The following is a 26,635-nucleotide window of genomic DNA, read 5'->3' as shown; positions in this document are numbered from 1 at the left end:
CATTGTTAATTTATTATTTAAGAACGTTTAGATTTTCTTCTGTTTACAGAACTTTCTATATTCTTTTTACGTCCACCGCTTTTTTCAGAAGATGAATCAGATCTTCTTCTACTTGGAGCTTCTGAAGACGAAGATGATCTTGGACCTTTATCAAAGGTTTTTTCTGATCTTCTTCTGCTGCTTCCACCACCTTCAGAAGATTTTTTGAATCCTCCACCTCTTGGTTTATCGCTGCGTCCTCTGCTTCTTCCTCCAGAACGGCCACCACCGCCACCATTCTCAGATATTTCAACGCTTACACGTCTACCTTGGTGTTGGAAATCTTGGAAATAAGAAATTACTTTTTCTGAGATCTCAGAGTTAGTATTAAAGAAAGAGAAACTTTCTTTTACATCTACTCTAAATACATCATCTCTTCCTAAATCTAGATTTTCTTTCAAGAAATCTTTTAATGTCATCCAGTCAAAATCATCTTTTGCTCCAACATTAATAAAATATCTTGTACTATCTCCACCACCAGAACTATCTCTATCTCTACTATTAGCAGAAACTTTAGAATTTAGGTCTGAAGCGTTTTTATAGTAATTAAAGAATCGGGTAAACTCAACAGAGAATACTTTTTGAATTAATTCTTCTTTAGAAAAATCTTGAAGTACCTCTTCTATACTTGGTAGGTAAGGTTCAATATCATGATTGATCTTAGTATTCTTGATATCATTAGCTAAGTGAAAAAGCTGTACTCTACAAATCTCCATTCCATCTGGAATATCTTTTTGTTCAAAGTTTTGCTTTATAATTCGCTCTATACTCTTAATCTTTCTAAGTTCGCTCTTAGAAACAATTACCATAGAAACACCACTTTTTCCTGCTCTACCTGTTCTTCCGCTTCGGTGCGTATAAGTTTCTATCTCATCTGGTAATTGGTAGTTTATTACGTGTGTAATATCATCTACATCAATTCCACGAGCAGCAACATCTGTTGCAACTAGCATTTGAATGGTACGGTTTCTAAAACTTTTCATTACCAAATCACGTTGGTTCTGACTTAGATCTCCGTGTAATGCTGCTGCATTATATCCATCTTCAATAAGTTGCTCTGCAATTTTTTGAGTATCTCTTTTAGTTCGGCAAAATATTACCGAAAAGATATCTGGGTTTGCATCTGCCAATCTCTTTAGTGCCGCATAACGGTCTCTAGAATTTACTAAGTAGTATTCATGAGAAACATTAGAAGTACCTTCATTTCTATTACCCACAGTGATCTCTTGAGGAGAACGCATGAATTTCTTAGCAATAGTAGAAACTTCTTTAGGCATGGTTGCAGAAAATAACCATGTATTCTTTTCTTTAGGAGTGTGAGATAGAATAGCTGTAATGTCTTCAAAGAAGCCCATGTTCAACATTTCATCTGCCTCATCCAGAACGCAGTATTCTATTTTAGAGATATCAACCAATTTACGGTTAATCATATCCTGCATTCTACCAGGTGTAGCCACAATAATTTGTGCACCTCTCTTAATTTGCTTGGCTTGATCTGTAATGCTTGCTCCTCCATAAATAGCAACCGTATTCATGCCTGGAGTGTGCTTTGCATAATTTTTAAGTTCATTGGTAATTTGCAAACACAATTCCCTAGTAGGGGAAAGAATTAATCCTTGTGTATGCTTACTTTCAGCAGAAATCTTTTGAATGATTGGAAAACCAAAAGCAGCGGTCTTTCCTGTACCAGTTTGGGCAAGTGCAACGATATCGGTGTCTTCTTGCAATAAAATAGGGATTGCTTTTTCCTGGACTTCACTCGGACTTTCGAAGCCCATGTCTTCAATAGCTTTAAGTATAGCAGGATTTAATCCTAATTGTTCAAATTTATTCATATAAAATTTTAATAAGTTGCAAAGGTACGCATTAGTTTACAGCTTATTGCAGATTTATACAAGTAATAAATTACTTATTTAGAAAGAAATGAAATCAACTTTTTTACAGCTAACCCTCTGTGGCTAAATACCGCTTTTTCTTTTAGGCTCATTTCTGCAAAAGTATAAGCGCTACCCTCAGGAATAAATACAGAATCGTAGCCAAAACCTTTGTTCCCTGAACGTTCCTTTGCAATACTTCCCTTGCAAATTCCAGTAAATAAATGTTGTTTTCCATCAATATTTAGCGCAATAACAGTCTTAAATTGAGCTTTTCTATTTATCTGGTTTTTTAAATTCGTTAATAATTTATCTATATTATCTTCTGAATTTTTTTGTTCTCCGGAATATCGAGCAGAATATACACCAGGTTCTCCACCCAAAGATTCTACTTCTAATCCGGTATCATCCGCAAAGCAATACATTTTAAAATGTTCAGTAACATAATCTGCTTTTAGGATGGCATTGCCTTCTATAGTGTTAGAAGTTTCTGGTATCTCTTCGTGGCATTCTATATCGGTAAGTGAGCTCACTTCATAGTTAGATCCTAGTTGAGACTGAACTTCAATGAGTTTGTTCTGGTTATGAGTGGCAAATACAATTTTCATATTGTTTATTTGTGATGGTAAGGTTCGTTTCTTAAAATAGTAAATGCTCTATAGAGTTGCTCTGTAAAAAATAACCGTACCATTTGATGAGAAAAAGTCATTTTTGATAAAGAGACTTTAGAATCTGCTCTGTGATAAACATCCTGAGAAAACCCATAAGGCCCTCCAATAATAAAGATGAGCTGTTTTAAGCCGCTGTTCATTCTTTTCTGAACAAATTCTGAAAAACCTTCAGAAGAGAATTGCTTTCCATTTTCATCCAACAATACCACAAAATCTGATGGCGATAATTTATTCAAAATAAGTTCGCCTTCCTTTTGTTTTTGTTGATTCTCATCTAAATTCTTAACCTTCTTAAGGTCTGGAATTACTTCCATGTCAAATTTGTTATAGAACTGGAGTCGTTTAATATAAATTTCAGTTAAATTTTGAAGAGTGGCATCATCGGTTTTACCTATCGCCAGTAATTTTATGGTCATTTTACTAAGACTTTGCTACATTTACAAAAATAACTATTGAAATGATTTCACAAGAACAATTTGAAAAGGAAATTGAAATAATTATTACCAACGCTTTGAGAGAAGATATAGGAGATGGTGATCATAGTTCTCTGGCGTGTATTCCAATTTCAGCTTTAGGAAAAGCAAAGTTATTAGTTAAAGATAATGGTATAATTGCAGGAGTAGAATTTGCTAAGCATGTATTTGCTAAGGTAGATGAATCGCTAAAAGTAGAGACTCTTGTTGAAGATGGAACTCCAGTAAAAAGGGGTGATATTGTATTTTATGTTGAGGGTTCTTCTCAATCTATATTAAAAGCAGAAAGACTTGTGTTAAATGCAATGCAAAGAATGAGTGCTATAGCTACCAAGACCAATGAATTTGTAAAGAAGCTGGAAGGTACTAAAACAAAGATCTTAGACACCAGAAAAACTACACCGGGAATTAGAGCTTTAGAGAAATGGGCTGTAAAAATTGGAGGTGGGGAGAATCATAGGTTCGGACTTTTTGATATGATCATGCTCAAGGATAACCATATAGATTTTGCCGGTGGTATTGATAACGCAATTTCTAAAACGAAACAATATTTAAAGGATAAGGAGCTAGATCTTAAGATTATTGTGGAAGCGCGAAACTTAGATGAGATAAAACAGATCTTAGCATGTGGAGGAATTTACAGAATACTTATAGATAATTTTAATTTTGATGATACGGTAAAAGCGGTAAATTTAATAGGAGATAAATGTCTAACCGAATCTAGTGGAGGTATCACTTTAGAATCTGTAAGAAAATACGCGCAGTGCGGAGTAGATTATGTGTCTAGTGGTGCACTAACACATTCTATTTATAATTTAGATCTTAGTTTAAAAGCAGTAGATTAAATGCAACCTAAAGACTATTCTAAATCTATTTTACAGAAATTTTCTGATACCTGGAGGCACTACACGTCTAAAATAATTTTACCGGGGTTAGATGGTCTTACATTCTTTGATCTTTGGGAAATATATTCTGGCGGTATTATTAAGGGAACTTTTTCTACCAGAGCAAGTGCTGTGGCTTTCAGTTTTTTTATGGCTCTTTTTCCGTTCTTGCTGTTCATGCTTAATTTGATACCGTATATAAATTTTATAGACGATTTCCAATTACAGTTCTTAGTTTTTATGGACTCTTTGCTACCTCCAACAACTTCAGATTTTTTTAATGATATATTTTTAGATATTGCCAATACACCTCGTGGTGGCTTACTATCGGTATCATTTTTATTATCGATTTTTTTAATGACCAATGGGGTAAATGCAATTTTTACAGGATTTGAATTTTCCTATCATACCAATGCAAATAGATCTTTGGTAAAACAATATATTGTGGCTATTGGAGTATCTATAGTTATGGCATTGTTGTTGCTTATTACTGTAATACTAGCGGTTTATCTATCTTATGCGGTAGATGACCTTAGTACTTTAGGATCCTTTGGAAATAATAAAACTTGGACACTTATAATAAAATATGTAATATTAATATTGCTAATCTATATAGCTGTTGCAACACTTTATTATTTTGGAACTAAAGAAGGGAAACAAGCAAGATTTTTATCTATGGGAGCCACTTTTACCACAATTTTAATGGTGCTTACAACTTATCTTTTTGGCTTGTATATAGAGAATTTCGCAAGGTATAATGAACTTTATGGTTCAATTGGAGCACTTTTGGTAATGATGGTATATATTTGGATAAATTCGAATATATTGTTACTAGGTTTCGAATTGAATGCCTCCTTATTAAAAATGAAGAAAAATTTAAAATAACCAAATTAAACTTAAAACCAATTATGAAAAAAGTACTTATTTTATTTATCGCCATGGTTGCTTTCGCACCTACACAAGCTCAAACTAAAGCCGCAGGAGTGACGGTTCCAAACACTATGAGTGCAGAAGGGCAGAAGCTTGTATTAAATGGTGTTGGAGTGAGAGAGAAGTTTTGGATGGATATGTATGCCGGGGCGTTGTATTTAAATGCTAAAAGTTCTAATGCATCAGAGATAATGAGCTCTAATCAAGCTATGGCATTAAAGATTCACATAGTTTCAAAATTAATATCTAGTGAAAAAATGACAGATGCTGTAGATGAAGGTTTCCAAAATGCTACTGGCGGAAAAACACAATCTATAGCTTCAGAAATTAATACATTTAAAAGCTATTTCTCAGAAGAAATTAGCAAAAATGATGTTTTTGATATTGTTTACGTGCCAGAAGTTGGTGTAACAGTTTCTAAGAACGGAAAAAATAAAGGGGTAATCAAAGGATTAGAATTTAAGAAAGCATTGTTTGGTATTTGGTTATCAGAAAAGCCTGCAGATGATGATCTTAAAGACGCCATGTTAGGTAAGAAATAATTGAAGGTTTGCATATTAGATCATTTTATAACTGATAATATATTGAAAAGATGAAGATGAAAAAATTGATTTTATGTTTACTATGTGTTGTTTCTATTAATCTTAGTACTCAGGCTCAAGGGGTTTTCGGGAAATGGAAAACTGTGAATGACGAGACGGGAAAGCCAACCTCTATTATAGAGATCTATGAAGATGGAGGAGAAGTTCACGGTAAAGTACTAAGAATTCTAAAAGAAGAAGATAGAGATAAGCGATGTATCAATTGTGATGGTGCGCTTAAAGACAAGAAGATAGAAGGACTAGTAGTAATGCGAGGTCTGGAAAAAGATGGTGATGAATACTCTGGAGGCTTGGTAACAGATCCAAAATCTGGAAAAGAATATAAATGTAAGATCTGGTTGGATAAAGAAAATCCAGATTTACTAAATATTAGAGGATATATTGCCTTTTTCTATAGAACGCAGACTTGGCAGAGAGCAAAATAGATCTTTCTGATTTATAACTTTTTAGATAGAACCACTCTTATTAAAGAGTGGTTTTTTTATTCTACTTTAAAAAGAAGTTTAAATTTGTGACAATCATAGCTTAAGAAATGGATTTTTATATTGACGTTATTCTGCCCCTGCCATTAGATAATCTCTTTACTTATAAGGTAAATGAGGAAGAAGCAGATTTCTTAAATCCAGGAGCTAGGGTTGCTGTACCATTTGGAAAGACAAAAATATATACCGGAATAGTTTCTAAAATCCATAATGAGAAGCCATTGGTTTATGAGGCTAAGCCTATAGAGCAGATCTTAGATAAAACGTCAATTGTAACCATAACTCAATTAGAATTTTGGTTTTGGGTGTCTAGATATTATATGTGTACCGTAGGTGAAGTGATGAAAGCTGCGCTACCGGGAGCATTCTTGTTGGAAAGTGAAACCTTAATTGAGTTAGATAAAACTTTTGATCATGACCATGTTTCATTGAATGATCAGGAATATCTAATAGTAGAAGCACTTCAACGCCAATCTACTCTCAAGATTAATGAAATTATGCAGTTGTTGGATAGAAAGATGGTTCTGCCATTAGTCAATTCTATGGTGGCAAAGAATATTCTTCTCATAAATCAAGAGATATTTGAACAGTATAAGCCAAGATTACTTAGATATGTTAAACTCGATGAGAGGTATACCAAAGAAGCAGAGATGCATAAATTGCTAGATGATCTTAGTAAAGCTCCTAAACAGCGTGAAGCTATTTTAACATGGTTTCAGTATTATGGAAATAGTAAAAAACCTGTACTCTTAAAAACACTATCTAATGAAAGTGGAGTTTCTGCTTCTGTGATAAAAGCTTTAATAGATAAAGAGGTATTTGTGGAATACCATCTTAAAACAGATAGAATTCAGTTTGATCTTGATGATGTAGAACAGACCTTCTTGTTGAATGAATGGCAAGAAAAGGCATTTAATGAAATACAAGAAGGCTTAGAGAATGATGAAGTTTGTTTGTTGCATGGTGTAACCTCTTCAGGAAAGACGGAAATCTATATTAAAAGTATCGAGAAAATTATCGCTCAAGGTAAACAGGTGCTTTATCTATTGCCAGAGATAGCTTTAACTTCCCAGCTAGTTTCAAGACTTCAAGCTTATTTTGGAGAGCAGGTATTGGTCTATCATAGCAAATATTCTATTAATGAGCGTATGGAAGTCTACACACATGTTCTAAATAAAAGTTCAAAAGCAAGGATCATCCTTGGTGCTAGATCTTCTATATTTCTGCCTTTTCAGGATCTTGGACTAATAGTAGTAGATGAGGAACATGAAACAACTTTTAAGCAATTTGATCCTGCTCCAAGATATAATGCCAGAGATGCCGCTGTGGTTCTTGCTAGCATTCATTCTGGAAAAGTAATTCTTGGTTCTGCTACTCCCTCATTAGAATCTTTCTATAATGCTACCCACAATAAATATAAGTTGGTAACCTTAGACAGAAGGTTTGGAAATGTTCAATTGCCCGAGATTGAAATTGTAGACCTACAGGAGAAATATAAGAAGAAAAAAATGACCGGCCATTTTTCTGATAAGTTGTTAAAAGAAATTAAACTTACACTGGAAGAAGGAGAGCAGGTAATTTTATTTCAAAATAGAAGAGGGTATTCTCCAATTTTAGAGTGTACTACCTGCGGACACTCGCCACAATGTCCAAATTGCGATGTGAGTTTAACCTATCATAATTTTAGTAATCAATTACGCTGTCACTACTGCGGTTATCATATGGCGATGCAAAAGCAATGCATGGCTTGTGGAAGTGTTGATCTTACCACAAAGGGTTTTGGTACAGAGCAAATTGAAACCGAGCTCAAGGCATTGCTACCCGATGCTAAAATAGGCCGAATGGATCTGGATACAACGCGAGGCAAACATGGTCATCAAAAAATAATAAGTGCATTCGAGCAGGAAGCTATAGATGTTTTAGTAGGTACGCAAATGCTAAGTAAAGGCTTAGATTTCAGAAAAGTTAGGTTGGTGGGAATTATGAATGCAGACAATCTTCTTAATTTTCCCGATTTTAGAGCTCATGAGCGTAGTTTTCAATTAATGCTTCAGGTTGCCGGTAGAGCGGGTCGTACTAAAAATAGAGGTAAGGTTTTAATTCAGACGTATAATCCGCATCATAGAATAGTTCAGCAAGTATCTACAGGAGATTATCTTGGGATGTTTAATGAGCAGTTGGAAGATAGATATCAATATAAGTATCCTCCATTTTATAAATTAGTAAAATTCACACTTAAGAGTAGAGATTATTCAAAAACAAACGAAGCGGCAGAGTGGTTTTCGCTAGCATTAAAGAATGTTTTTCAGGAGCATGTTCTAGGTCCGGAATTTCCACCGGTTGCAAGAATACGAAATGAATATTATAAAAATATCCTATTAAAAATACCGCCAAAACAATCCTTAGGAAAAACTAAAGCTCATATCAATAAAATATTAACCAGTTTTAATTCTATAGGAAATTGGAGAGCAGTGAGAATAATAATTAATGTAGACCCGTATTAAAAAAAAAGCGGAGACGAATAACGCTTAGCATTAAAAAAAAGCAATTATTATTTAGAAGGTAAGTAGGGGAGATTCTAAATTGTAGGAGGATTATTGCATAGCACTCAGTGCTTCAATTAAATTTGATTTTTTATGTCTGCTAAGTGGTAATTGTTTTTTATTGATCTCAATATTCTTACTATTATATCTCTCAACCTTTTCAAGGTTTACGATGTAAGATTTATGAATTCTAAGAAACTTATCATTAGGTAATTGCTGCTCAAAAGATTTCATCGTGGCAAGAACTACAAAAGTGTCTTTTTCTGTTACGAATTTTACATAATCTCCTAAAGCTTCAATATAATCTAACTTATTTAGAAAAACTTTTCTATTCTTTAAGTTACTCTTTACAAAGATAAAGTTCTCATCTTCTACAGGAGCTCCATTACTTTTTAATTGGAAAAGATTAATTGCTTTAGTAACAGCGTTATTGAACCTGTCTTTACTAACCGGCTTGTGAATATAATCTACAGCATCATAATCAAATGCTTTAAAGGCATATTTTGTTTTACCGGTAACAAATATGATTTGTGGCTTGTTAGGTAAATCGTCTAATAGATCGAAACCAGAAAGTATTGGCATTTCAATATCTAAAAAGATGAGATCAACATCAGTATCCAATAGCCCGTTTTTAGTTTCAATAGCGTTGTTATATTCAGCTACCAACTTCAAATTGGGATGATCTTTGATGAGCTTAACAATGGAAAGCCTTTGCAAGCTGGAATCATCAACTACGGCACATTTCAGTAATATTTCTTCCACTATAGCATGAGTTAGGTAGTAACAATATTACTCAATATATCTTATTAATACAAGATAAATATGAATTTCGTCGAGCAAAATAGTGCTTAACCGAGTAGAAAAGGCTTTGCAGTTAGGAAAAAAGATGTTACTTTTGCACCCAAATTAATTTAAATTCAATATTTATGAATCATTATGAAACTGTTTTCATCTTGAATCCCGTTTTATCTGATGACCAGATAAAGGAGACAGTTAAGAAATACGAAGATTTTCTTGTTTCTAACGGTGCTAAGATGGTATCAAAAGAAAATTGGGGGCTTAAAAAATTAGCGTACCCAATTCAACACAAAAAAAGTGGTTTTTATCACTTATTCGAATTCCAAGCTCCAGGAGAAGCTATTAATCCTCTAGAGATTGAATTTAGAAGAGACGAGCGTATGATGCGTTACTTAACTGTAAGTTTAGATAAGCATGCAATTGCTTGGGCAGAGAAAAGAAGAAACAGAAACAAAGAAAAAGCGTAGTTATGTCATCTATTGAACAACAAGCAAAAGGAAAAAAAGATGGGGAGATCAGATATCTTACCCCACTTAACATAGAGACCTCAAAAACTAAAAAATACTGTAGATTTAAGAGATCTGGTATTAAATACATCGATTACAAAGATGCAGATTGGTTGTTGAGTTTCGTAAATGAGCAAGGTAAATTGTTACCTCGTCGTTTAACAGGAACTTCTCTAAAATATCAGCGTAAAGTGGCTGTAGCGGTTAAACGTGCACGTCATTTAGCATTAATGCCTTATGTTGGCGATTTATTAAAATAAGAAAGAGGCAATTATGGAATTGATACTTAGAAAAGACGTAGAAAATTTAGGATTTAAAAATGATATGGTAACTGTGAAGAATGGTTACGGTAGAAATTTTCTTATCCCTCAAGGATTTGCTGAATTGGCTACTCCTTCAGCTAAAAAAGTTTTAGCTGAAACTTTAAAGCAACGTGCTTTTAAAGAACAAAAGAATATAGACGAAGCTAAAAAACAAGCCGCTAAACTTAACGGATTGGAATTGAAACTTACTGCTAAAGCAGGTGGTGGAGATAAAATGTTTGGATCTATTACAGATGCTGACCTTTCTGACGCTCTTGCTAAAGAAGGTGTAGAATTAGAGAAAAAATATATTACAATTGCTGGTGGTAACATTAAGCGTTTAGGACAATATGAAGCTACATTGCGTTTTCACCGTGAAGTAATTTCTACCTTTACTTTTGATGTAGTATCAGAAGCATAAGCAATACTTTTTATTTTGAAAAGCCTACTCTTATAGAGTGGGCTTTTCTTATTTTTATACTTTTTTAATTATGAAATATACACGACTTACAAAAGAGCAATTAGAAGAAATGCATCAGGAGTTCATTAACTTCTTAGCTACACAATCTATTACCGCTAAAGAGTGGGGAGATATAAAAACTAATAAGCCAGAGGTGGCAGAAGAAGAGTTAGATCTGTTTAGTGACTTGGTGTGGGAAGGAGTTCTTGATAAAGTAGAATTTTTAGAGCATTTCTCTCCGCAGCAAATATATCTTTTCAATATAACTGAAGTAGAAATGGATCTAATAGCCATTAAGGTGGAAAATGAAGCAATAGATCTTACTTCTCGTGAAGGCTATAATTGGCTACGAAAAAATATTATGGATGACGCAGTTAACCTTTTCACTTCTTCCAAAGTATTGAATGCAGATAGGAATAAAGATATTTTTGCTCTTATTCAACAAGGCGCAGTAATTACTAAAGGAGAGCTTTTTGGTTACTTTGATACTTTTGTGAATTCTTAATTATTCGTAATGTAGAGAATCTACCGGATTCTGTTTAGCCGCCTTACTAGCTGGATAACTTCCTGCCAGAATAGCTACTAAAATGGTGATTCCCGTAGCCCAGAACATAGCTTTCCATGGAGTTACAAAATCAAAATCTGCAACTGCAGAAACTCCAAGTCCTATTAGGATACCTAGAAGAATACCTAGGATACCTCCTAACTGACCAATTATTAAAGTCTCCATAAAGAATTGGGTGGCAATGGTACTTCCCTTGGCGCCCAAAGCTTTTCTAATTCCTATCTCTCTTGTTCTTTCTGTAACAGATACCAGCATGATGTTCATTAAAGCTATAGATGACCCGAAAATGGTTATAATAGAGATAATCCATGCCGCAATATTAAGATAGCTTGTAATAGAAAAGATCCTATTTATTAGATCGTCACTTTTACCAATTCCAAAATCATTTTCTTCCAGAGGTTTAAGTTTTCTAATATTTCTGAACGTAATGATTGCTTCACTTTGAGCTCCCTCCATAAGCTCTTTATCATCTACCTTAACACTTATGTTATAATTGATGTTAGGTTGGGTAAACATAGATCTAGCTAGCTCTATTGGAATTAAAACTCTAAGATCCTGGTTGTTTCCAAAAGTAGAACCTTTAGATTCTAATATCCCAATTACTCTAAATTTTACTCCTCTAATACTTATTGTTTTATTGATAGGATCCTGCTCTTTAAACAGTCCATTTGCAAAATCTGAACCTAACACAGCAACATTATTATTGTTCTGAATATCGAAATAGTTAAATTCTCTTCCTTTCTCTAATTCTAATCCAGAATTTGAAAGAAAAAATTCATTTACTCCTAATACAGAAACTTCCGGGTCAGTTTTATCGTTTTCATGCTTTACTTCTGCGGTTCCGGTACCTGTAAAAGAGATGGAGGTCTGAGTTTGCGGATAGATATAAGCTTCCTTAAAATCATGAACCTCTCTGTAGGAGATTATAGGGTTAATCTTTTCTCTTTCTCCACCACCACGCCTTTGTGTAGAGAATTCGTATTGCTGCAGGTTAAAGGTATTCGCACCCATAGATGCAAAATCACTACTAATGGTGTTTTCTAATGCGCTAACGGCACTAAGTATACCAACTAGGGCAGTTATTCCAATTGCAATAATTAGTACAGTAAGTATGGTTCTAAGAAGCTGACTCTTTATGGAATCAAAAGCAATTCTTATATTTTCCTTTAATAGTGGGAACATAATTATATTTAAAAGCGCACTAGTTAGACTAACAAAATACTAGATTGTTACTTAAAATTTTAAAATTGTTTGCGAACGCCTAAAATTTAAGATATTTGCACTTCAAATTTTCTAGCGGTATTTCAATTAAGGCTCGTAATTGAAATCTTATTTTTAATCTTTAAAAGCTTCAAGCTTAGCATTAAACTATATTATGGCACAAAAACCATCTATTCCAAAAGGTACTAGAGACTTTTCTCCTTCAGAAGTGGCAAAACGTAATTTTGTAATTGATACGATAAGATCTCAATTTCAGAAATTCGGATTTCAACCTATTGAAACCCCTAGTTTTGAAAATTCTGATACGCTTATGGGTAAGTATGGAGAAGAAGGGGATAGATTAATATTTAAAATCCTTAATTCTGGAGATTACTTAAAAAAAGCTGATTCATATGCACTTAAGGATCATGATAGTGTAAAGCTCACATCTTCAATTAGTGAAAAAGCTCTGAGGTATGATCTTACTGTACCGTTTGCTAGATACGTAGTGCAACATCAAAGCGAAATAGAGTTTCCTTTTAAGCGCTATCAAATTCAACCTGTATGGAGAGCAGACAGGCCTCAAAAAGGACGTTTTAGAGAATTTTTTCAATGTGATGCAGATGTTGTAGGGAGCGATAGCCTTTGGCAAGAAGTTGAATTTGTGCAGCTCTACGACGCCGTGTTTTCTCAATTAGGTTTGAACGGAGTAACTATTAAGATCAATAATAGAAAAATCTTATCTGGTTTTGCAGAAGTTATTGGAGAACAGGATAAATTGATAGATTTCACAGTGGCTTTAGATAAGCTAGATAAAATTGGAGAAGATGGAGTTAAAAAAGAAATGCTTGAAAAAGGTATTTCTTCTGAAGCTCTAAATAATATTCAGCCAATTTTTTCTTTAAAAGGGAGTTTTGAACATAAAATTGAAGTTTTAAATAAGATTCTGGAAAATTCTGAAATAGGACAAAAAGGAATTCAAGAACTTAAATTTGTTAATAAGGTAATTTCTAACATGCCGTTAAAGACAGCAATTTTAGATCTGGATGTTACTTTAGCTAGAGGATTGAATTATTATACAGGTGCAATTTTCGAAGTGTCGGCTCCAGAAGGAGTCAAAATGGGCTCTATAGGTGGGGGAGGAAGGTATGATGATCTTACCGGAATTTTTGGTCTTAAGAATATGAGTGGTGTGGGTATCTCTTTTGGTTTAGACAGGATCTACCTTGTTATGGAAGAATTAGATCTTTTTCCGCAGACAGTTACTGCAAATACAAAAGTGATGTTCATCAATTTTGGGCAGAACGAGGCGCTTTACGCTTTAAAGGCTGTTAAAGAATTAAGAGAAGCAGGGATCTCTGCGGAGCTTTATCCAGATGATGCTAAAATGAAAAAGCAAATGAACTATGCAAATAGAAGAGATATACCCTTTGTTATTTTAGCCGGGGAAGAAGAAATAGAAAAGAAACTATATGGTTTTAAGAATATGAAAACGGGAGATCAGGAAAAGGTTTCTATAGATAAGTTAAAAGAGCTGCTAACATAGATTCTGAATATCATAAAAAAAAACACCGGTTGTCTCAGATTAGAAACAACCGGTGTTTTTTTTATAAACAAATTAGATTATCCTCCATATTGTCTAATTACTTCATCTTGCATATGATAAATACCTTCCATTCCTCCAAAAAATATTAAAGCTACGAGCCAAGAGAGAACAACTATTGCGCTAAGTACAATACCTATAATTCCCAAAATTCTTCCAGTTTTTACATTTTGATATCCTAAGTAAAGCTCTGGGTTAGATTGATAGATCTCTATGGATTTTTTTGAAAGGATTACGGCAACAATCCCAAATATCAAACCAACCGCGCCATAGCAGCAACAGCCAACTATAGATAGTATGCCCATTATAAGAATTAAAGTAGAATTGGGAAGTTCTTGTTTTTGTAAGTTCATAGTTTTAAAAAAGATAGATTAGACTGTTAGATTTGATAAAGGTGATATAATTTAATGCTGTAATTTATAAATATTACTGCCACATTAATATAAATAAGAAGCATTTTGATCTTAAATTCATTTTTAATTCTAATAAATAGATTTAAAACCAAGAAAAATAATAGCATTAAAAGGCTATAGATCGCAGGAAACATGAAGAACGCCTCTTTAAAATGTCCATGTAATAAAAGCATAGCTGCACGCTGGCCTCCGCAGCCATAACATTCCATTCCAAATATTTGCTTGTTTAAGCAGGGAAGAAAATAGTCTTCCATAGTTCTCTCAAAAATTACTTTGAAATTATTATTTTTTTAGAGATATAATTGCCTTTAGTGCTTTTAATTTTTATGAAATAAAGTCCGTGGCTCAAATTATTTGTTGGAAGCTCATATAAAAATTCATCTTTAATGGCTTTAAGCTTAAAAATCTTTCTTCCGCGATCATCAAATAATTCTATTTCTGAAGCATTAAGAAGTTTGGGTAAACGCACTATGATTTTATGGAGATCATGATCTTGATAAGCCTGCAGGTTATCTATGGGAGTTAGGGGAATTTCATTTTCTATCTCAGCGTGATCTTCTTCTTCTTCTTCTTCTTCTTCTTCTTCTTCTTCTTCTTCTTCATGGTTAGGTTTATATTCTTTGAGAAAAGTAAGATAAAACCTGTCGTTATATACTCCCTCATCTAGAGTGAAAGTAAATTCATTAAGGTCACTTAGATAATGAGTTTCTTCTGTAAAAGCGTCATATAGAAATATGGGAAGTTTAAAACTATGGATTTTTTCAACCTGGAATGTAATAGTTCTATTCTCACTTAAAATGATCTGTAAGGGGATTTTGGTGTTAGCTTCAATAGGTTGTATGTTAATTATAAAGTTCTTATTATCTATAAGCCATCCAATGTCAGATTTAGATTTCGAAATATTTTCTGCATCCATAGCTCTGTCTGCATGTATGGTAGAATTCTCGTTGTTAGATAATAAAAGTTGCCTTGAATATTCTTTGTCAAAGTCTATATTCAATCTTAAAAACGAAATTTCTAGACCTATTTCATCTTCCTTTTTCTGATTTTTAAAATGAGAATTCAGGACATTTTCTTTTATGTAAGATCGGTATTCATTTTTAAAATTTACGAAGCCATCTAATAAGCCTATAATCATGAAGCCTTGAGCAATTGGAGCATATCTTCTTCCGTAATAAATTCCATTCTTGGTAGTGCTAGTTAATTCATCTCCATAAGAATTATATCTTTTAAATAATGGAGGAACATAGCCATAATCACCTAAGGCGGGAGAGTAAGCTCCATATCCTCCCTCATAATCACGTAAATTATGTGAAGCTATTGGAGCAGAATCCCAAAAATATGCAATCCCGGTAATGCTTGTATTTTCTGTTAGAAATAGATTGAGATCTAAGGCAGAAGGGTATGGGTTGCCAACGAGGAGACTCATCTCTTTTTGAATATTGAGTGCATATGAACCGTTATTTGGGAGACCTCTAAAATCATATCGTTGTTTACTGCCAGGGTTATTAAAGATATTATAAAGCACTATGCTCATATTTTGGCCTTCTACTCCTTTCATTGAAAAACCTTCTCCAGGAAGAAGATCAAAATTATTGCCTATGTAAAGCCAATTGTAATAATTATCTCCTGAAAATTTATATAACCATTTATTTGAAATTTTTAGAGGGTTCGAACTTCCATTCAATGCAGTAGTGGTTTCAATTTTCTTACTTCTTAATTTATCTAGTGGGTCATACAGTACATTATCTATTTTTTTTACTGAACTTACATCTGAAACCGGCAAAGACCAATAATTATAAGTGTACGCGGTTGCCTCTCCTTCTTGAAAAACAGATAGAAATCCATTTCCAGTATTTGGGATGTTGGATTTACCTTGCAGTAGCTGCCCTTCATTTCTTAAGAACAATCCGGATATCTGATTTTCTGATTCCTGTAGCTTTATGTCTATTTGTTTTTCCACAAATATCTCAGTACTCTCCACGTAGACATAGCTATCCTGATTGGCATCTGGTTTAATATATAATTGGGAATATCCATGAATGCTTATAAAAAAGAAAACGATGATGTATATTTGCTTCATAATACAAGTCTTTTATATAAAAATAGCTTTTTTATAGATTGCACTATTCTTTTAAACGCTAAAAATCAGTTATTTATGATCAAAAAAAATGCTCAACTTATCAATACTATTTTTATAGTAATAGGCGGTGGAATAATTATCTATACTATTTCCGGGGATGAGAAGAGTAAATATTTGCAAATAGTTGGTCTTATAATAATAATGTTTGGTTTGTATCGCGCCACCAATCATTGGTCTTACACCAAAGATGATCATTTAGAGGATACTGATAAAAAAGAGGAAGAGCTATGATTTTTCAGGTAAATGATAAGGTTGAAGTTCTTGATGATGCTCTAGAGGGTGTTGTGGTGAATATTGATGCATCTACTGTAACTGTAGAAACTACAGAAGGGTTTTTGCTAGACTATCATCCTTCTGAGCTGGTTAGATTAGACGATGAGCAGAGTAGGTTAATAGCAACTAGTGATGTTCCTGTTTCTGATATTTTGAGAGAGAAACAAGCTTCAAAAAAGTCAAGATCTATTAGGGTGAAGCCTAAAGAAAGAAATGCACCACCCATGGAAGTGGATCTTCATATAGAAAAATTAGTGAGATCTTTTAGGGGGATGAGCAATTACGATATACTAACCCTTCAAATTGATACTGCAAAACACCAATTAGAATTTGCTATGAGAAAGCGTATTCAGAAAATTGTATTCATACATGGTGTTGGAGAAGGAGTGCTTAAAGCAGAGTTAGATTTTTTGCTTGGTAGGTATGATAATCTTAAATTTTATGATGCAGATTATCAAAAATATGGCGTTGGCGCAACAGAAGTTTATTTCTTTCAAAATAATTAAACTCCTTATATTTTAATTGATTCTAGAACTAATTTCTTCTTCTGTAGTTATAGGTATAATTTCTGTTCTAATAGCGTCAGATGTAAATGTTCCTAGAACAAAACTTGTATAAGAAATTTCCTCTCCATTATCTCCCTGCTTTTTAAACTTAACATTCTTTGCGGTAAGTCTAGAAACGTATTTTAGGCTAATGTTGTTTGTTATTACATTTGGTTCTCCATCAAATTTATCTTTGCTAAATCTATCAAGATATTTCGCAATATTAGCTTCGTTCTTATTTAGTGTAGGAGATTGTGCTGCAGAGGTGATCTCTAATCTTGTAGGAATTGTATCATCATCGTCATCATCATCCAGATAATTAGGAATGCCATCTTCATCTGTATCTAAGTAGCCATCATCTGTAGTAGGATCTCCAGGGTTAGCAATTCTTTCTGTGTTAGTAAGAACATTATCTCCATCATCATCTACATCTAAATAATCTGGAATCGTATCCCCATCGGTATCTTTTCCAGTACCCTTTCCTTCATCTACGTTAGAAATATTATCTCCATCATCATCATCACCTATTAATACGCTGGTAGTAATTTCTAAGAAGGAATCTACATCCCCGGAAACGCTCTTATATTCGTTGATAACTTTAGGAGAACTTGGAGGGATCTCATTACAAAAATATGAACTGGTAACCTCTCCGTCGTAGGTTCTATATATGATTTCATTGTTAGAATTAAGTGCAATTTTAATTACAGCATTGGTATCATTAGTTATCGCGTTAACGGTACTATTTTCTACTAAATAATCCTTAAATTCAGTAGAATTACCGAAAGCAGTTCTATTGGTTTTAAATGAAATAGTTTCATTAATATTGTCATTATTGATATTAAAAAATACCTGAGTTTCATTTTCTCCACATAAGCTTAATGTGCTATCCTCAAAGTCAAAGGTAGAGACAATAAGATCTCCATCACTGCATGAAACTAGAAAAAGACTAATTAAGATAAAGGCAAAGGCACTGCGCATGACTACGGTTTTCAACAAAAATAAACCTTTAAGTTTTTATACGATAGCTTCCTATAAATAATTTTATTTCTTTTATTTTTGTGCCCATGGAAAAAGTATATCTAGACAGCGCGGCAACTACTCAGATGCGCGATGAGGTAATAGATAGAATGATTACTGTAATGAGAGAAAATTACGGAAACCCATCATCTACACATAGTTACGGAAGGTCATCTAAATCTTTAATTGAGAATGCTCGAAAGACTGTAGCAGGGTTCTTAAATGTATCTGCATCAGAAATAGTATTTACTTCGGGAGGTACAGAAGCAGATAATTTAGCTTTAAATTCTGCGGTTAGAGATCTTGATGTGAGAAGAATTATAACATCGCCAATAGAACATCATGCAGTATTATACACTGTAAACCAATTGAGAGAATGTTTTGATGTAGAAATTGTGCATGTAAAAATCACTAAGACTGGTGAGGTAGATCTTGATCATTTAAATGAGCTGTTGCAGGATACTACTAAGAAAACTCTGGTGAGTCTCATGCATGTAAATAATGAAGTTGGAAATATTCTAGATATCAATAAAGTTGGTGGGTTGTGCAAAGCTAATAAAGCTTTATTTCAATGTGATACGGTGCAGTCTGTAGGGCATTTCAACTTAGACTTTGGTAGTATACCGGTAGATTTTACAGCGGTAAGTGCTCATAAATTTCATGGTCCAAAAGGAGTTGGTTTTGCCTTTGTAAGAAAGCATAGTGGCTTAAAACCATTGATATTTGGCGGAGAGCAAGAACGCGGTCATAGAGCGGGAACAGAAAGTGTTCATAATATTGTAGGTCTGGAGGAAGCGCTGAAACTTGCCCACAGAGATATGGATGAAGAAAGAGAGTATATAACTTCTCTTAAGTCCTATTTTATTCAGCGTTTAGAAGATGAAATTCCTGGCATTAAATTTAATGGGAACTCTAAAGATCTTGAGAAAAGCACTTATACTCTAATTAATGTTTGTCTACCAGTTTCTGCGGAAAAGGCCTTGATGTTGTTATTTCAATTAGATCTTAAAGGTATAGCCTGTTCTAAAGGGAGTGCTTGCCAGAGTGGAAGCGATAAAGGTTCTCATGTTTTAAGTGCATTTTTAGAGGAGGAGGATCTTAAAAAACCATCTATTCGCTTTTCTTTTTCTAGATATAATACTAAGGCAGAAATAGATTATGTGATAGAAACTTTGAAGGAGTTTATTGATAAGTAAATGCTTGATATTTAATTTAAAAGCCTCTATTGGTTAAATCATTTGTTTATATCAATAGAGGCTTAATTTTTATGAAATTTTAATTATTTTCTAAAGAAAGTAGCTTCGTAGGTTTTACTATTTCCCACATTATCTGTAACTATAACCTTAAGGATATTTTCGGTTTCTGTTACAACATCATCACTAAAGTCATGAGTGATTGTGTTATTCTTATACTCATATTCCATTAAGATCCATTTTCCATTTACGGTAGCTCTAAAACTATTGATGCCAGAGAGATCATCAGAAATTTTAAGGCTTATATCTTTATTAGAAGATATCCATTGGCCGTCTTTAAAGTTAACCGGATAGATAGAAGGTGCATTCTTATCTGAGGCTAGGGTATAAGTTCCAAAATTTCTAACTCCTGTAGTAAATCTATTCGCTTTCTTTTTAGTGCTGGAGTAGGATGGTCTTCCGCGCTTGTTCAATTTAGCGATAAACATTTTATCTCGATCTTCAGCATTATATTTACTAACATCAAATCCAATGGTAATATAGTTCTGAATAGGAATATTGTCTTCGTTTAGGTAAATGGTGTCTCCCTTAAATTCGATATCCAGGTAAGTATCTTCGTAAAGACTGGATTTAGGTATATATACATCTATAGGGCCATTTTCAGTTGAAAAAGCTTCATTGGCCTGTACAAAATAATCTGTCTTTTTAATATTTTTTGGATTTCTTACAAGGGATTGTTTTCCTTTAATCGGAATTCTAATCATCTTTATATTTCCCTTGAAATCTGCAACACTAATATTAAACATATAATCTAAGCTGTCTTTAATGTCTAAGGTGCCATTATTAACTACTTCTTCGTAGATGCTTAAAGGGTTATTTGAGCCTCTATAAAGCTTTGTTATTCTGCTATTATTACTGCTGTAATATTCATAATCAATAAGTTGATTAATGTGTCGGGTTTCAGCAAATGAGAACTTATCCATTTTTATTTCAAAAACCTTATCTCCATTAAGCTTTGTTTCTATTTTGTAGATTCCGTTTTGATTTGGAGCTCCATCCTGTCTATCAAAAGTGGAAATCCCAAAACCAATTTCGCCACAGGCATCTATTTCTTCGGCTTTAAAGCTTCCATCACTTAAGGGTGTTAATTTTAATCTTTGGCGCTGCGCAGATCCATTTACTTGAGCTTCTTCTCCAAGGGGGTAAACGTAAAGGCTGTTAATGATAGGTGCCTGTGTATCTTTTATATCTATACCAAATAATGCTGGATTCATAGGTCTTTGTTGCCCATCTCTAATTTCAAAATGTAAATGTGGCCCACCGCTTCCGCCGGTATTACCGCTATATGCAATTAAGTCTCCTTGATTTAATGCTAGATCTTTTGCTTCAGGGAAAACTTCTATCTCATAAGATTCTTTGGCATATTGTAGCTTTTTGATATAAGCTTCTATTTCTGGAGAAAATTTCTTGAGATGACCGTATACCGTAGTATATCCATTAGGGTGTTGTATATATAAAGCTTTTCCATATCCATAATTGGAGATATTAATTCTGCTAATATATCCATCACCTGCAGCAATAACATTTATACCTTGTCTCTGCTGTGTTTTAATGTCGAATCCGCTGTGGAAATGATTGGAGCGCAATTCTCCAAAATAACCTGCCAACACCAGATCTATATCTAATGGATTTTTAAAATAATTGGAAGGAATACTAGATTGTGCCTGGGAAATACCTGTAGAAAGAAGGATAAAGATGGCTAGAATTTTCTTCATAGATAACAATGAAATTGAGATTTTTATTGAGATGTAAATATAATTAAACTTTTAAGGATAAGTAACGAGTTTATACTGCGTCAATTGCCCTGAAACTATAGGTTTTTGAAAATAGATTTAAAAGTATTGGGAAATTTCAAGCGGTATGTTAACTTTGTGGGAAGAAGTAGCACGTTGAGCTTTTATGAGTGATTTTAGTGAAATAGTTGATAGTCTTGAAAATAGAATAAGCAAATTGCTTCACAGGTATGATGTACTTAAACAAACACATCATAATGCTGAAGAAGAATTGCAGTTTTTAAAACAAGAGAATCAACGGTTGATTGAAGAAGCAAAGAATTCTGAATATCAAATACAAACTCTAAAGGCAGCTAACGCGATGCTAGGCAGTAAAGATTACAAAAAGGAAACTAAGCTCAAAATAAACAGCTTGATAAGAGAAATTGATCAATGTATTGTTCAATTATCTGAATAAAGAAAATTAATGTCTGATAAGCTTAAAATAAAGATTTCTATTGCAGATAGAGTATATCCGTTAACCATCCAGGCTAGCCAGGAAGAAGGTTTGCGTAAAGCTGCAAAGAAGATCGAGGCAATGATCAAGCAATTTGAGCAAAGTTATGCGGTAAGGGATAAGCAAGATGTATTGGCTATGTGCGCTTTACAATTTGCAGCCCAAACAGAGCAGAAAACTATAGATAATTCCAGCGAGATACAATTGGCAGAAGATAAATTAAAAGCACTTAATGATCTTCTTCAACAACATTTAGCAACATAAGTTCATTTAAATAACACAAAGGTTTACTGCCTGTATTAGTGATTTTATTTTTGATAAACTCAACAAAGATTCTTTAAAAAGGGTGAGTTTTAGTTGTAAAAGCGCGCCGTCATCCAATTTATTGGTAGAACGGATTCTTGATCAGCTTGTTAGCCCTATACTTGTTTTAAGGAGTTTATGCAAAATCAATGCTAATACAGGCTTTTTTTATATAATTAATTCAAATATATGGGTACAACAATAGTTACAATAATAATTTCAGTCATTATAGGAGTTGCAGTAGGATTCGCAATTGCTAAGGTATTAGAGAAGAAGAATGCTTCTAAAATTGTAAAAGGCGCTAAGAAAACAGCTGCATCAATTATAAGAGAAGGAAAATCTGAAGCTGAAAGTATTAAGAAAGATAAAATCCTTCAAGCCAAAGAGAAGTTTATAGAGCTTAAATCTGAACATGAGAAGGTGATCTTAGGAAGAGATAAGAAGATCGGAGAAGCAGAAAAACGTATAAGAGACAAAGAATCTCAATTGTCTAGTGAGCTTGCTAAGAATAAGAATTTAAATAAAGAGATAGACGAAAAGGTTAAAGACTACGACCATAGAAACGAATATCTAGAGAAAAAACAACAAGAGATAGATAAATTGCATGCTAGTAAAGTGCAGCAATTAGAGGTTATATCTGGTCTTTCTGCAGGTGAGGCTAAATCTCAGCTTACAGAGTCTTTAAAAGATGTTGCAAAAGCAGATGCTATGGCACTTATTCAAGATACCATAGAAGAAGCGAAGTTAACCGCTCAACAAGAAGCTAGAAAGATCATTATCAATACCATTCAAAGAATTGGAACAGAAGAGGCAGTAGAAAACTGTGTTTCTGTATTCAACCTGGAGAGTGATGATGTAAAAGGTAGAATTATTGGTAGAGAAGGTAGAAATATTAGAGCGCTAGAAGCTGCTACAGGAGTAGAGATCATTGTAGACGATACACCAGAGGCAATTATTCTTTCATGCTTTGATACGGTAAGAAGAGAGATCGCCAGATTGTCGCTGCATAAATTAGTTACAGACGGAAGAATTCACCCTGCTAGAATTGAAGAGGTCGTTAAGAAGACCAAAAAGATGATCGATGAAGAGATCATTGATATTGGTAAACGTACTGTTATAGATCTTGGAATTCATGGGTTGCATCCAGAACTTATAAAAACTGTAGGTAGAATGAAATATCGTTCTTCTTATGGTCAGAACTTACTGCAACACTCTAGAGAAGTTGCAAAATTATGTGGTGTAATGGCTTCTGAACTAGGTTTAAACCCTAAACTAGCTAAACGTGCAGGATTACTTCATGATATTGGAAAAGTGCCAGATACGGAGACTGAAGTGCCTCATGCTATTTTAGGAATGCAGTGGGCAGAGAAGTATGGTGAAAAAGCTGAGGTTTGTAACGCTATTGGTGCTCACCATGATGAGATCGAAATGAACTCTTTACTTTCTCCTATAGTTCAGGTATGTGATGCGATTAGTGGTGCAAGACCTGGCGCTAGAAGACAGGTTTTAGATTCTTACATACAAAGATTAAAAGATCTAGAAGAAATTGCCTTTGGATTTGGCGGAGTTAAGAAAGCGTACGCTATTCAAGCTGGTAGAGAATTACGAGTTATTGTAGAAAGTGAAAAGGTAACTGATGACAAGGCTGCAAATCTATCTTTTGAGATCTCCCAAAAGATCCAGACAGATATGACGTATCCAGGACAGGTTAAGGTTACGGTAATTAGAGAGACTAGAGCTGTGAATATAGCAAAGTAATTCGCAGATAAAATATATGATTAAAAAAATCCCCGTAATTAATTACGGGGATTTTTTATTGATATAATGAGCAATACCTATTGCTCATTAAAGATATCATTATAAGAATTTCCTTTAGTAACAAAGAATTCTCCAGTAACATATCTAAAGTGTTCGTCCAACTCTGCAATTTGTTGAAGATCTTCTTTCTCCAATTTCACTCCAGTACTTGCTAGATTTTGAATGATCCTCCCTTCATTCGTAGATTTTGGAATTACAGCGGTTCCTCTAAGCATATCCCAATTTATAATAACCTGAGCAGGTGAAGCTCCATGTTTTTTAGCAATATTATTAATCACCTTATTCTCTAATAAAGAAGGCTCGTCCTTGGCTTTCATTTCTGCAGTTCTATCACCACTTCCTAGCGGAGAATAAGCTGTTAAATGAATTCCATTTTTACTGCAGAATTCTAAAAGTTTATTTTGTTGAAGGTAAGGGTGAAGTTCTACCTGATTCATTTCTGGTGCTTCCGCTGCTTTTTCAATTAGATCTTCCAAATTTGGAATACTAAAGTTTGAAACCCCAATATGTTTGGTAAGCTTAGATTTCTTAGCCTCTAACATTTTGTTCCAAGTATCTATTATTGGCGCCTCCTCTAAAGAAAGATAGTCTTCATCATTTTCAGGAAAGGCAACTTCTGGTTTAAAAGCTACTGGCCAGTGAATTAGATAAAGATCTAAATAATCTAATTGAAGATCTTTCAAAGTTTTCTCCAATGCAGGAATTACATCATCTTTTTTATGTGCGTTATTCCATAATTTTGAGGTAATCCATAGATCTTCTCTTTTTACAGTTCCTTCTTTTAAAACTTCTGATAGGGCTTCACCAACTTCTGCTTCATTCCCGTAAGTTGCAGCACAATCTATATGTCTATAGCCATTTTCGATTGCAATCTTAACTGCCTTTTTCACCTCTCCTTTTCCAGATTTCCAAGTTCCCAGGCCAATAGATGGCATTACATCTCCGTTCTTAAATTTTAGTGTTTTCATGCTCTTTTGATTTTTTATAAAATTACAAATCATAAAAGTCAATAGAGAATTCTAAAGCTACTTTAGCACAACTTTAGTAGTTTCTACGGGGGTGGAAAGATGTTATTACTTCTTTTAAATGGCTTTTATCTACGTGCATATAGATCTCTGTGGTAGTAATGCTCTCATGCCCGAGCATTTGTTGAATGGCTCTAAGATCTGCTCCATTCTCTAATAGATGGGTAGCGAAGGAATGTCTGAAGGTATGTGGACTAATCTTTTTATTGATATTAGAAGTTACAGAAAGGTTCTTGACTATTGTAAAGATCATAGCTCTTGTAAGCGAGTTCCCTCTTCGGTTTAGAAAAACGATATCTTGATCTTCTTTTTTAAAAGGAACGTTGCCTCTAGTGTTTGAAATGTATTCTGAAATATAATTTTGTGTGATGTTTCCAATAGGCACAAACCTTTGTTTATTTCCTTTACCGGTAACCTGAATAAATCCTTCCTTGAAATATAGATCTGACAGCTTAAGATTTATAAGTTCAGTAACCCTAAGTCCGCAGCCATAAAGCGTTTCAATAATAGCTTTGTTTCTTTCTCCCTCTGCTACACTCAGGTCTATGCAACCAATTAGCTCATCTATCTCTTCCAAAGATAGGGTGTCTGGCAGCTTTCTTCCTATTTTAGGGGTCTCGATCAATTCCATAGGATTGTTTACTCTATAACCTTCAAAAATTAAATAGTTAAAGAAGCTTTTTAAGCCGGATATTATTCGAGATTGAGTTCTTTCATTTAAGATCTTAGCAATTTCATATATAAACTGCTGTATGATCTTGGTGTCTATTTTTTCGGGTGAAATAGCTATGGAATTGATTTCTAGAAAGTTGATAAGTTTTTGAATATCTAAGGAGTAGTTCACTGCAGAATTCTTTGAAAGTCCCCGTTCTATAAGAAGGTAGTTGTTAAAATCGCCAATTGCTTGTTTCCAGTTCATTAGTTACTTTATTAACATTTTGTGTAAAATCTATTAGCAATACTTTAAGTTTGGCTAACACTTTCTTAACAAAAGTACGACTAATTTTGACCCCGAACTTTAAAACAAAAACAATGAAAAAGTCAATATTAGCAATTGCAATTGCATTTTTAGGAATTAACGCAGCTTCAGCTCAGGAATCTCCATTATTTGGGGTTAAGGGAGGAATTAACTTCTCTAATTTTAGTGGAGATGGAATTAATTCTTATAATGATCCTGATGGGAGAACATCCTTTAATTTAGGTTTATTAGCAGAAATTCCACTATCAGAAAGATTCTCTATTCAGCCAGAGGTTCTATATTCAGGACAAGGTTACGATATTGCAGATAGAAATGATGCAGATGATATTGAGTACCAATTAGATTATATAAATGTACCTGTGCTTGCTAAATTCTATGTTGTTGAAGGTTTGTCTCTAGAGGCAGGTCCACAAGTTGGATTCTTAGTTAATAGTGAAATTGATTATGATCCATCTGGAACAAATGATAACAATTCAATCTCTCTAGATGATGACCAATTTAATAAGGTAGATCTTAGTGTTGCATTAGGAGCATCTTATAAGTTTAGAGGTGGATTTTTTGTAAATGCTAGATACAATGCTGGTTTATCTGATATTTATGATGATTCTGCAAATACTTATTTTGCAAAGGCAGATGCTAAACATTCAGTATTTCAGGCAGGTATTGGGTTTATGTTCTAGAATTTAGATTTATATAAAATGTTTA

29 protein-coding genes and 1 other RNA gene are annotated in these 26,635 nt (G+C 33.7%); 18 read left to right on the top strand and 12 right to left on the bottom strand.

The window, feature by feature from the left end:
• Window positions 1-17: 17 nt before the first annotated feature.
• The 3 genes from BLT84_RS14280 to rlmH all read right to left on the bottom strand — a co-directional run bounded on the left by BLT84_RS14280 (window position 18) and on the right by rlmH (window position 3,000).
• Window positions 18-1,874, bottom strand: coding sequence for a DEAD/DEAH box helicase (locus tag BLT84_RS14280; protein ID WP_091267071.1), 1,857 nt, complete (start codon window positions 1,872-1,874; stop codon window positions 18-20).
• A 74-nt stretch (window positions 1,875-1,948) separates the two neighbouring features.
• On the bottom strand, window positions 1,949-2,521 hold the full coding sequence (locus BLT84_RS14275) for a non-canonical purine NTP diphosphatase (RefSeq protein WP_091267066.1): 573 nt from the start codon (window positions 2,519-2,521) through the stop codon (window positions 1,949-1,951).
• Window positions 2,522-2,526: 5 nt separating this feature from the next.
• Window positions 2,527-3,000: a 23S rRNA (pseudouridine(1915)-N(3))-methyltransferase RlmH gene (gene rlmH, locus BLT84_RS14270; RefSeq protein WP_034895077.1), complete on the bottom strand. Its 474-nt coding sequence runs from the start codon at window positions 2,998-3,000 to the stop codon at window positions 2,527-2,529.
• Between the two features lie 41 nt (window positions 3,001-3,041).
• Between rlmH and nadC the strand changes: the two genes are divergently transcribed.
• From nadC to priA, 5 genes are all read left to right on the top strand, one after another.
• Entirely contained in the window at window positions 3,042-3,902 is an 861-nt protein-coding gene (nadC, locus tag BLT84_RS14265; protein WP_091267062.1) for a carboxylating nicotinate-nucleotide diphosphorylase, read from the top strand.
• Window positions 3,903-4,826: a YihY/virulence factor BrkB family protein gene (locus BLT84_RS14260; protein ID WP_091267059.1), complete on the top strand. Its 924-nt coding sequence runs from the start codon at window positions 3,903-3,905 to the stop codon at window positions 4,824-4,826.
• Between the two features lie 23 nt (window positions 4,827-4,849).
• Window positions 4,850-5,413, top strand: coding sequence for a chalcone isomerase family protein (locus tag BLT84_RS14255; protein ID WP_034895071.1), 564 nt, complete (start codon window positions 4,850-4,852; stop codon window positions 5,411-5,413).
• 56 nt (window positions 5,414-5,469) lie between these two features.
• Window positions 5,470-5,898, top strand: a complete 429-nt coding sequence (locus BLT84_RS14250) for a DUF2147 domain-containing protein (protein ID WP_034895147.1) — start codon at window positions 5,470-5,472, stop codon at window positions 5,896-5,898.
• Between the two features lie 107 nt (window positions 5,899-6,005).
• Window positions 6,006-8,459, top strand: coding sequence for a primosomal protein N' (gene priA / locus BLT84_RS14245; RefSeq protein ID WP_091267056.1), 2,454 nt, complete (start codon window positions 6,006-6,008; stop codon window positions 8,457-8,459).
• 90 nt (window positions 8,460-8,549) lie between these two features.
• Here priA and BLT84_RS14240 read toward each other — a convergent pair whose 3' ends face one another.
• The gene (locus tag BLT84_RS14240) at window positions 8,550-9,260 is read right to left on the bottom strand and encodes a LytR/AlgR family response regulator transcription factor (RefSeq protein ID WP_172822459.1); all 711 of its coding nucleotides are present in this window, start codon (window positions 9,258-9,260) and stop codon (window positions 8,550-8,552) included.
• Window positions 9,261-9,424: 164 nt separating this feature from the next.
• On the opposite strand from BLT84_RS14240, the gene rpsF reads away from it, so the two are divergent.
• The 4 genes from rpsF to BLT84_RS14220 all read left to right on the top strand — a co-directional run bounded on the left by rpsF (window position 9,425) and on the right by BLT84_RS14220 (window position 11,069).
• Window positions 9,425-9,763 (top strand): 30S ribosomal protein S6, encoded by a 339-nt coding sequence (gene rpsF / locus BLT84_RS14235; RefSeq protein ID WP_034895062.1) that lies wholly within the window; start codon window positions 9,425-9,427, stop codon window positions 9,761-9,763.
• A 2-nt stretch (window positions 9,764-9,765) separates the two neighbouring features.
• Window positions 9,766-10,062 (top strand): 30S ribosomal protein S18, encoded by a 297-nt coding sequence (rpsR, locus tag BLT84_RS14230; RefSeq protein WP_034895144.1) that lies wholly within the window; start codon window positions 9,766-9,768, stop codon window positions 10,060-10,062.
• A gap of 13 nt (window positions 10,063-10,075) precedes the next feature.
• Window positions 10,076-10,525, top strand: coding sequence for a 50S ribosomal protein L9 (rplI, locus tag BLT84_RS14225; protein WP_034895060.1), 450 nt, complete (start codon window positions 10,076-10,078; stop codon window positions 10,523-10,525).
• 70 nt (window positions 10,526-10,595) lie between these two features.
• Window positions 10,596-11,069 carry a DUF6495 family protein gene (locus tag BLT84_RS14220; protein WP_034895057.1) on the top strand — a complete coding sequence of 158 codons (474 nt, stop codon included), beginning with the start codon at window positions 10,596-10,598 and terminating at the stop codon, window positions 11,067-11,069.
• On the opposite strand, the gene BLT84_RS14215 is transcribed toward BLT84_RS14220, so the two are convergent.
• A complete protein-coding gene (locus BLT84_RS14215; protein WP_034895052.1) occupies window positions 11,070-12,311 on the bottom strand; it encodes an ABC transporter permease in 1,242 nt (413 codons plus the stop codon). It abuts the gene before it with no gap.
• 193 nt (window positions 12,312-12,504) lie between these two features.
• Between BLT84_RS14215 and hisS the strand changes: the two genes are divergently transcribed.
• Window positions 12,505-13,875 carry a histidine--tRNA ligase gene (gene hisS / locus BLT84_RS14210; protein ID WP_091267052.1) on the top strand — a complete coding sequence of 457 codons (1,371 nt, stop codon included), beginning with the start codon at window positions 12,505-12,507 and terminating at the stop codon, window positions 13,873-13,875.
• Between the two features lie 77 nt (window positions 13,876-13,952).
• Here hisS and BLT84_RS14205 read toward each other — a convergent pair whose 3' ends face one another.
• From BLT84_RS14205 to BLT84_RS14195, 3 genes are read right to left on the bottom strand one after another with little or no spacing between them, the layout of a single operon-like run.
• A complete protein-coding gene (locus tag BLT84_RS14205; RefSeq protein WP_091267048.1) occupies window positions 13,953-14,285 on the bottom strand; it encodes a CCC motif membrane protein in 333 nt (110 codons plus the stop codon).
• A 26-nt stretch (window positions 14,286-14,311) separates the two neighbouring features.
• Window positions 14,312-14,599 (bottom strand): DUF2752 domain-containing protein, encoded by a 288-nt coding sequence (locus BLT84_RS14200; RefSeq protein ID WP_034895043.1) that lies wholly within the window; start codon window positions 14,597-14,599, stop codon window positions 14,312-14,314.
• Window positions 14,600-14,613: 14 nt separating this feature from the next.
• Complete coding sequence (locus BLT84_RS14195) at window positions 14,614-16,428, bottom strand: T9SS type A sorting domain-containing protein (RefSeq protein WP_091267045.1); 1,815 nt, start codon at window positions 16,426-16,428, stop codon at window positions 14,614-14,616.
• 75 nt (window positions 16,429-16,503) lie between these two features.
• On the opposite strand from BLT84_RS14195, the gene BLT84_RS14190 reads away from it, so the two are divergent.
• Window positions 16,504-16,719, top strand: a complete 216-nt coding sequence (locus BLT84_RS14190) for a hypothetical protein (RefSeq protein WP_034895037.1) — start codon at window positions 16,504-16,506, stop codon at window positions 16,717-16,719.
• The gene (locus BLT84_RS14185; RefSeq protein WP_034895034.1) at window positions 16,716-17,267 is read left to right on the top strand and encodes a Smr/MutS family protein; all 552 of its coding nucleotides are present in this window, start codon (window positions 16,716-16,718) and stop codon (window positions 17,265-17,267) included. Before BLT84_RS14190 ends, BLT84_RS14185 begins: the two co-directional genes overlap by 4 nt.
• Window positions 17,268-17,279: 12 nt before the next feature.
• Here BLT84_RS14185 and BLT84_RS14180 read toward each other — a convergent pair whose 3' ends face one another.
• The gene (locus BLT84_RS14180; RefSeq protein WP_091267042.1) at window positions 17,280-18,284 is read right to left on the bottom strand and encodes a hypothetical protein; all 1,005 of its coding nucleotides are present in this window, start codon (window positions 18,282-18,284) and stop codon (window positions 17,280-17,282) included.
• An 86-nt stretch (window positions 18,285-18,370) separates the two neighbouring features.
• Between BLT84_RS14180 and BLT84_RS14175 the strand changes: the two genes are divergently transcribed.
• Entirely contained in the window at window positions 18,371-19,519 is a 1,149-nt protein-coding gene (locus BLT84_RS14175) for a cysteine desulfurase family protein (protein WP_091267040.1), read from the top strand.
• Between the two features lie 83 nt (window positions 19,520-19,602).
• Here BLT84_RS14175 and BLT84_RS14170 read toward each other — a convergent pair whose 3' ends face one another.
• The gene (locus tag BLT84_RS14170; protein ID WP_091267037.1) at window positions 19,603-21,291 is read right to left on the bottom strand and encodes a M23 family metallopeptidase; all 1,689 of its coding nucleotides are present in this window, start codon (window positions 21,289-21,291) and stop codon (window positions 19,603-19,605) included.
• A gap of 184 nt (window positions 21,292-21,475) precedes the next feature.
• Between BLT84_RS14170 and BLT84_RS14165 the strand changes: the two genes are divergently transcribed.
• The 4 genes from BLT84_RS14165 to rny all read left to right on the top strand — a co-directional run bounded on the left by BLT84_RS14165 (window position 21,476) and on the right by rny (window position 23,866).
• Window positions 21,476-21,766, top strand: a complete 291-nt coding sequence (locus BLT84_RS14165) for a hypothetical protein (RefSeq protein ID WP_034895025.1) — start codon at window positions 21,476-21,478, stop codon at window positions 21,764-21,766.
• Between the two features lie 9 nt (window positions 21,767-21,775).
• The gene (locus tag BLT84_RS14160) at window positions 21,776-22,069 is read left to right on the top strand and encodes a cell division protein ZapA (protein WP_034895022.1); all 294 of its coding nucleotides are present in this window, start codon (window positions 21,776-21,778) and stop codon (window positions 22,067-22,069) included.
• Between the two features lie 57 nt (window positions 22,070-22,126).
• A non-coding RNA gene (ssrS, locus tag BLT84_RS14155) (6S RNA) lies at window positions 22,127-22,246 on the top strand.
• Window positions 22,247-22,297: 51 nt separating this feature from the next.
• The gene (rny, locus tag BLT84_RS14150) at window positions 22,298-23,866 is read left to right on the top strand and encodes a ribonuclease Y (protein WP_034895019.1); all 1,569 of its coding nucleotides are present in this window, start codon (window positions 22,298-22,300) and stop codon (window positions 23,864-23,866) included.
• 77 nt (window positions 23,867-23,943) lie between these two features.
• On the opposite strand, the gene BLT84_RS14145 is transcribed toward rny, so the two are convergent.
• Window positions 23,944-24,894, bottom strand: coding sequence for an aldo/keto reductase (locus BLT84_RS14145; RefSeq protein WP_091267034.1), 951 nt, complete (start codon window positions 24,892-24,894; stop codon window positions 23,944-23,946).
• A gap of 73 nt (window positions 24,895-24,967) precedes the next feature.
• Window positions 24,968-25,870: a site-specific tyrosine recombinase/integron integrase gene (xerA, locus tag BLT84_RS14140; protein WP_091267031.1), complete on the bottom strand. Its 903-nt coding sequence runs from the start codon at window positions 25,868-25,870 to the stop codon at window positions 24,968-24,970.
• 113 nt (window positions 25,871-25,983) lie between these two features.
• Here xerA and BLT84_RS14135 point away from each other — a divergent pair, with 113 nt between their 5' ends.
• Window positions 25,984-26,610 carry a porin family protein gene (locus BLT84_RS14135; protein ID WP_034895010.1) on the top strand — a complete coding sequence of 209 codons (627 nt, stop codon included), beginning with the start codon at window positions 25,984-25,986 and terminating at the stop codon, window positions 26,608-26,610.
• Window positions 26,611-26,635: the final 25 nt, after the last annotated feature.

The sequence above is a fragment of the Gillisia sp. Hel1_33_143 genome (genome assembly GCF_900104765.1).
GTDB lineage: Bacteria > Bacteroidota > Bacteroidia > Flavobacteriales > Flavobacteriaceae > Gillisia.
The sequence above is the reverse complement of the archived record's forward strand: the minus strand, read 5'-3'. Positions and strand labels throughout refer to the sequence as shown.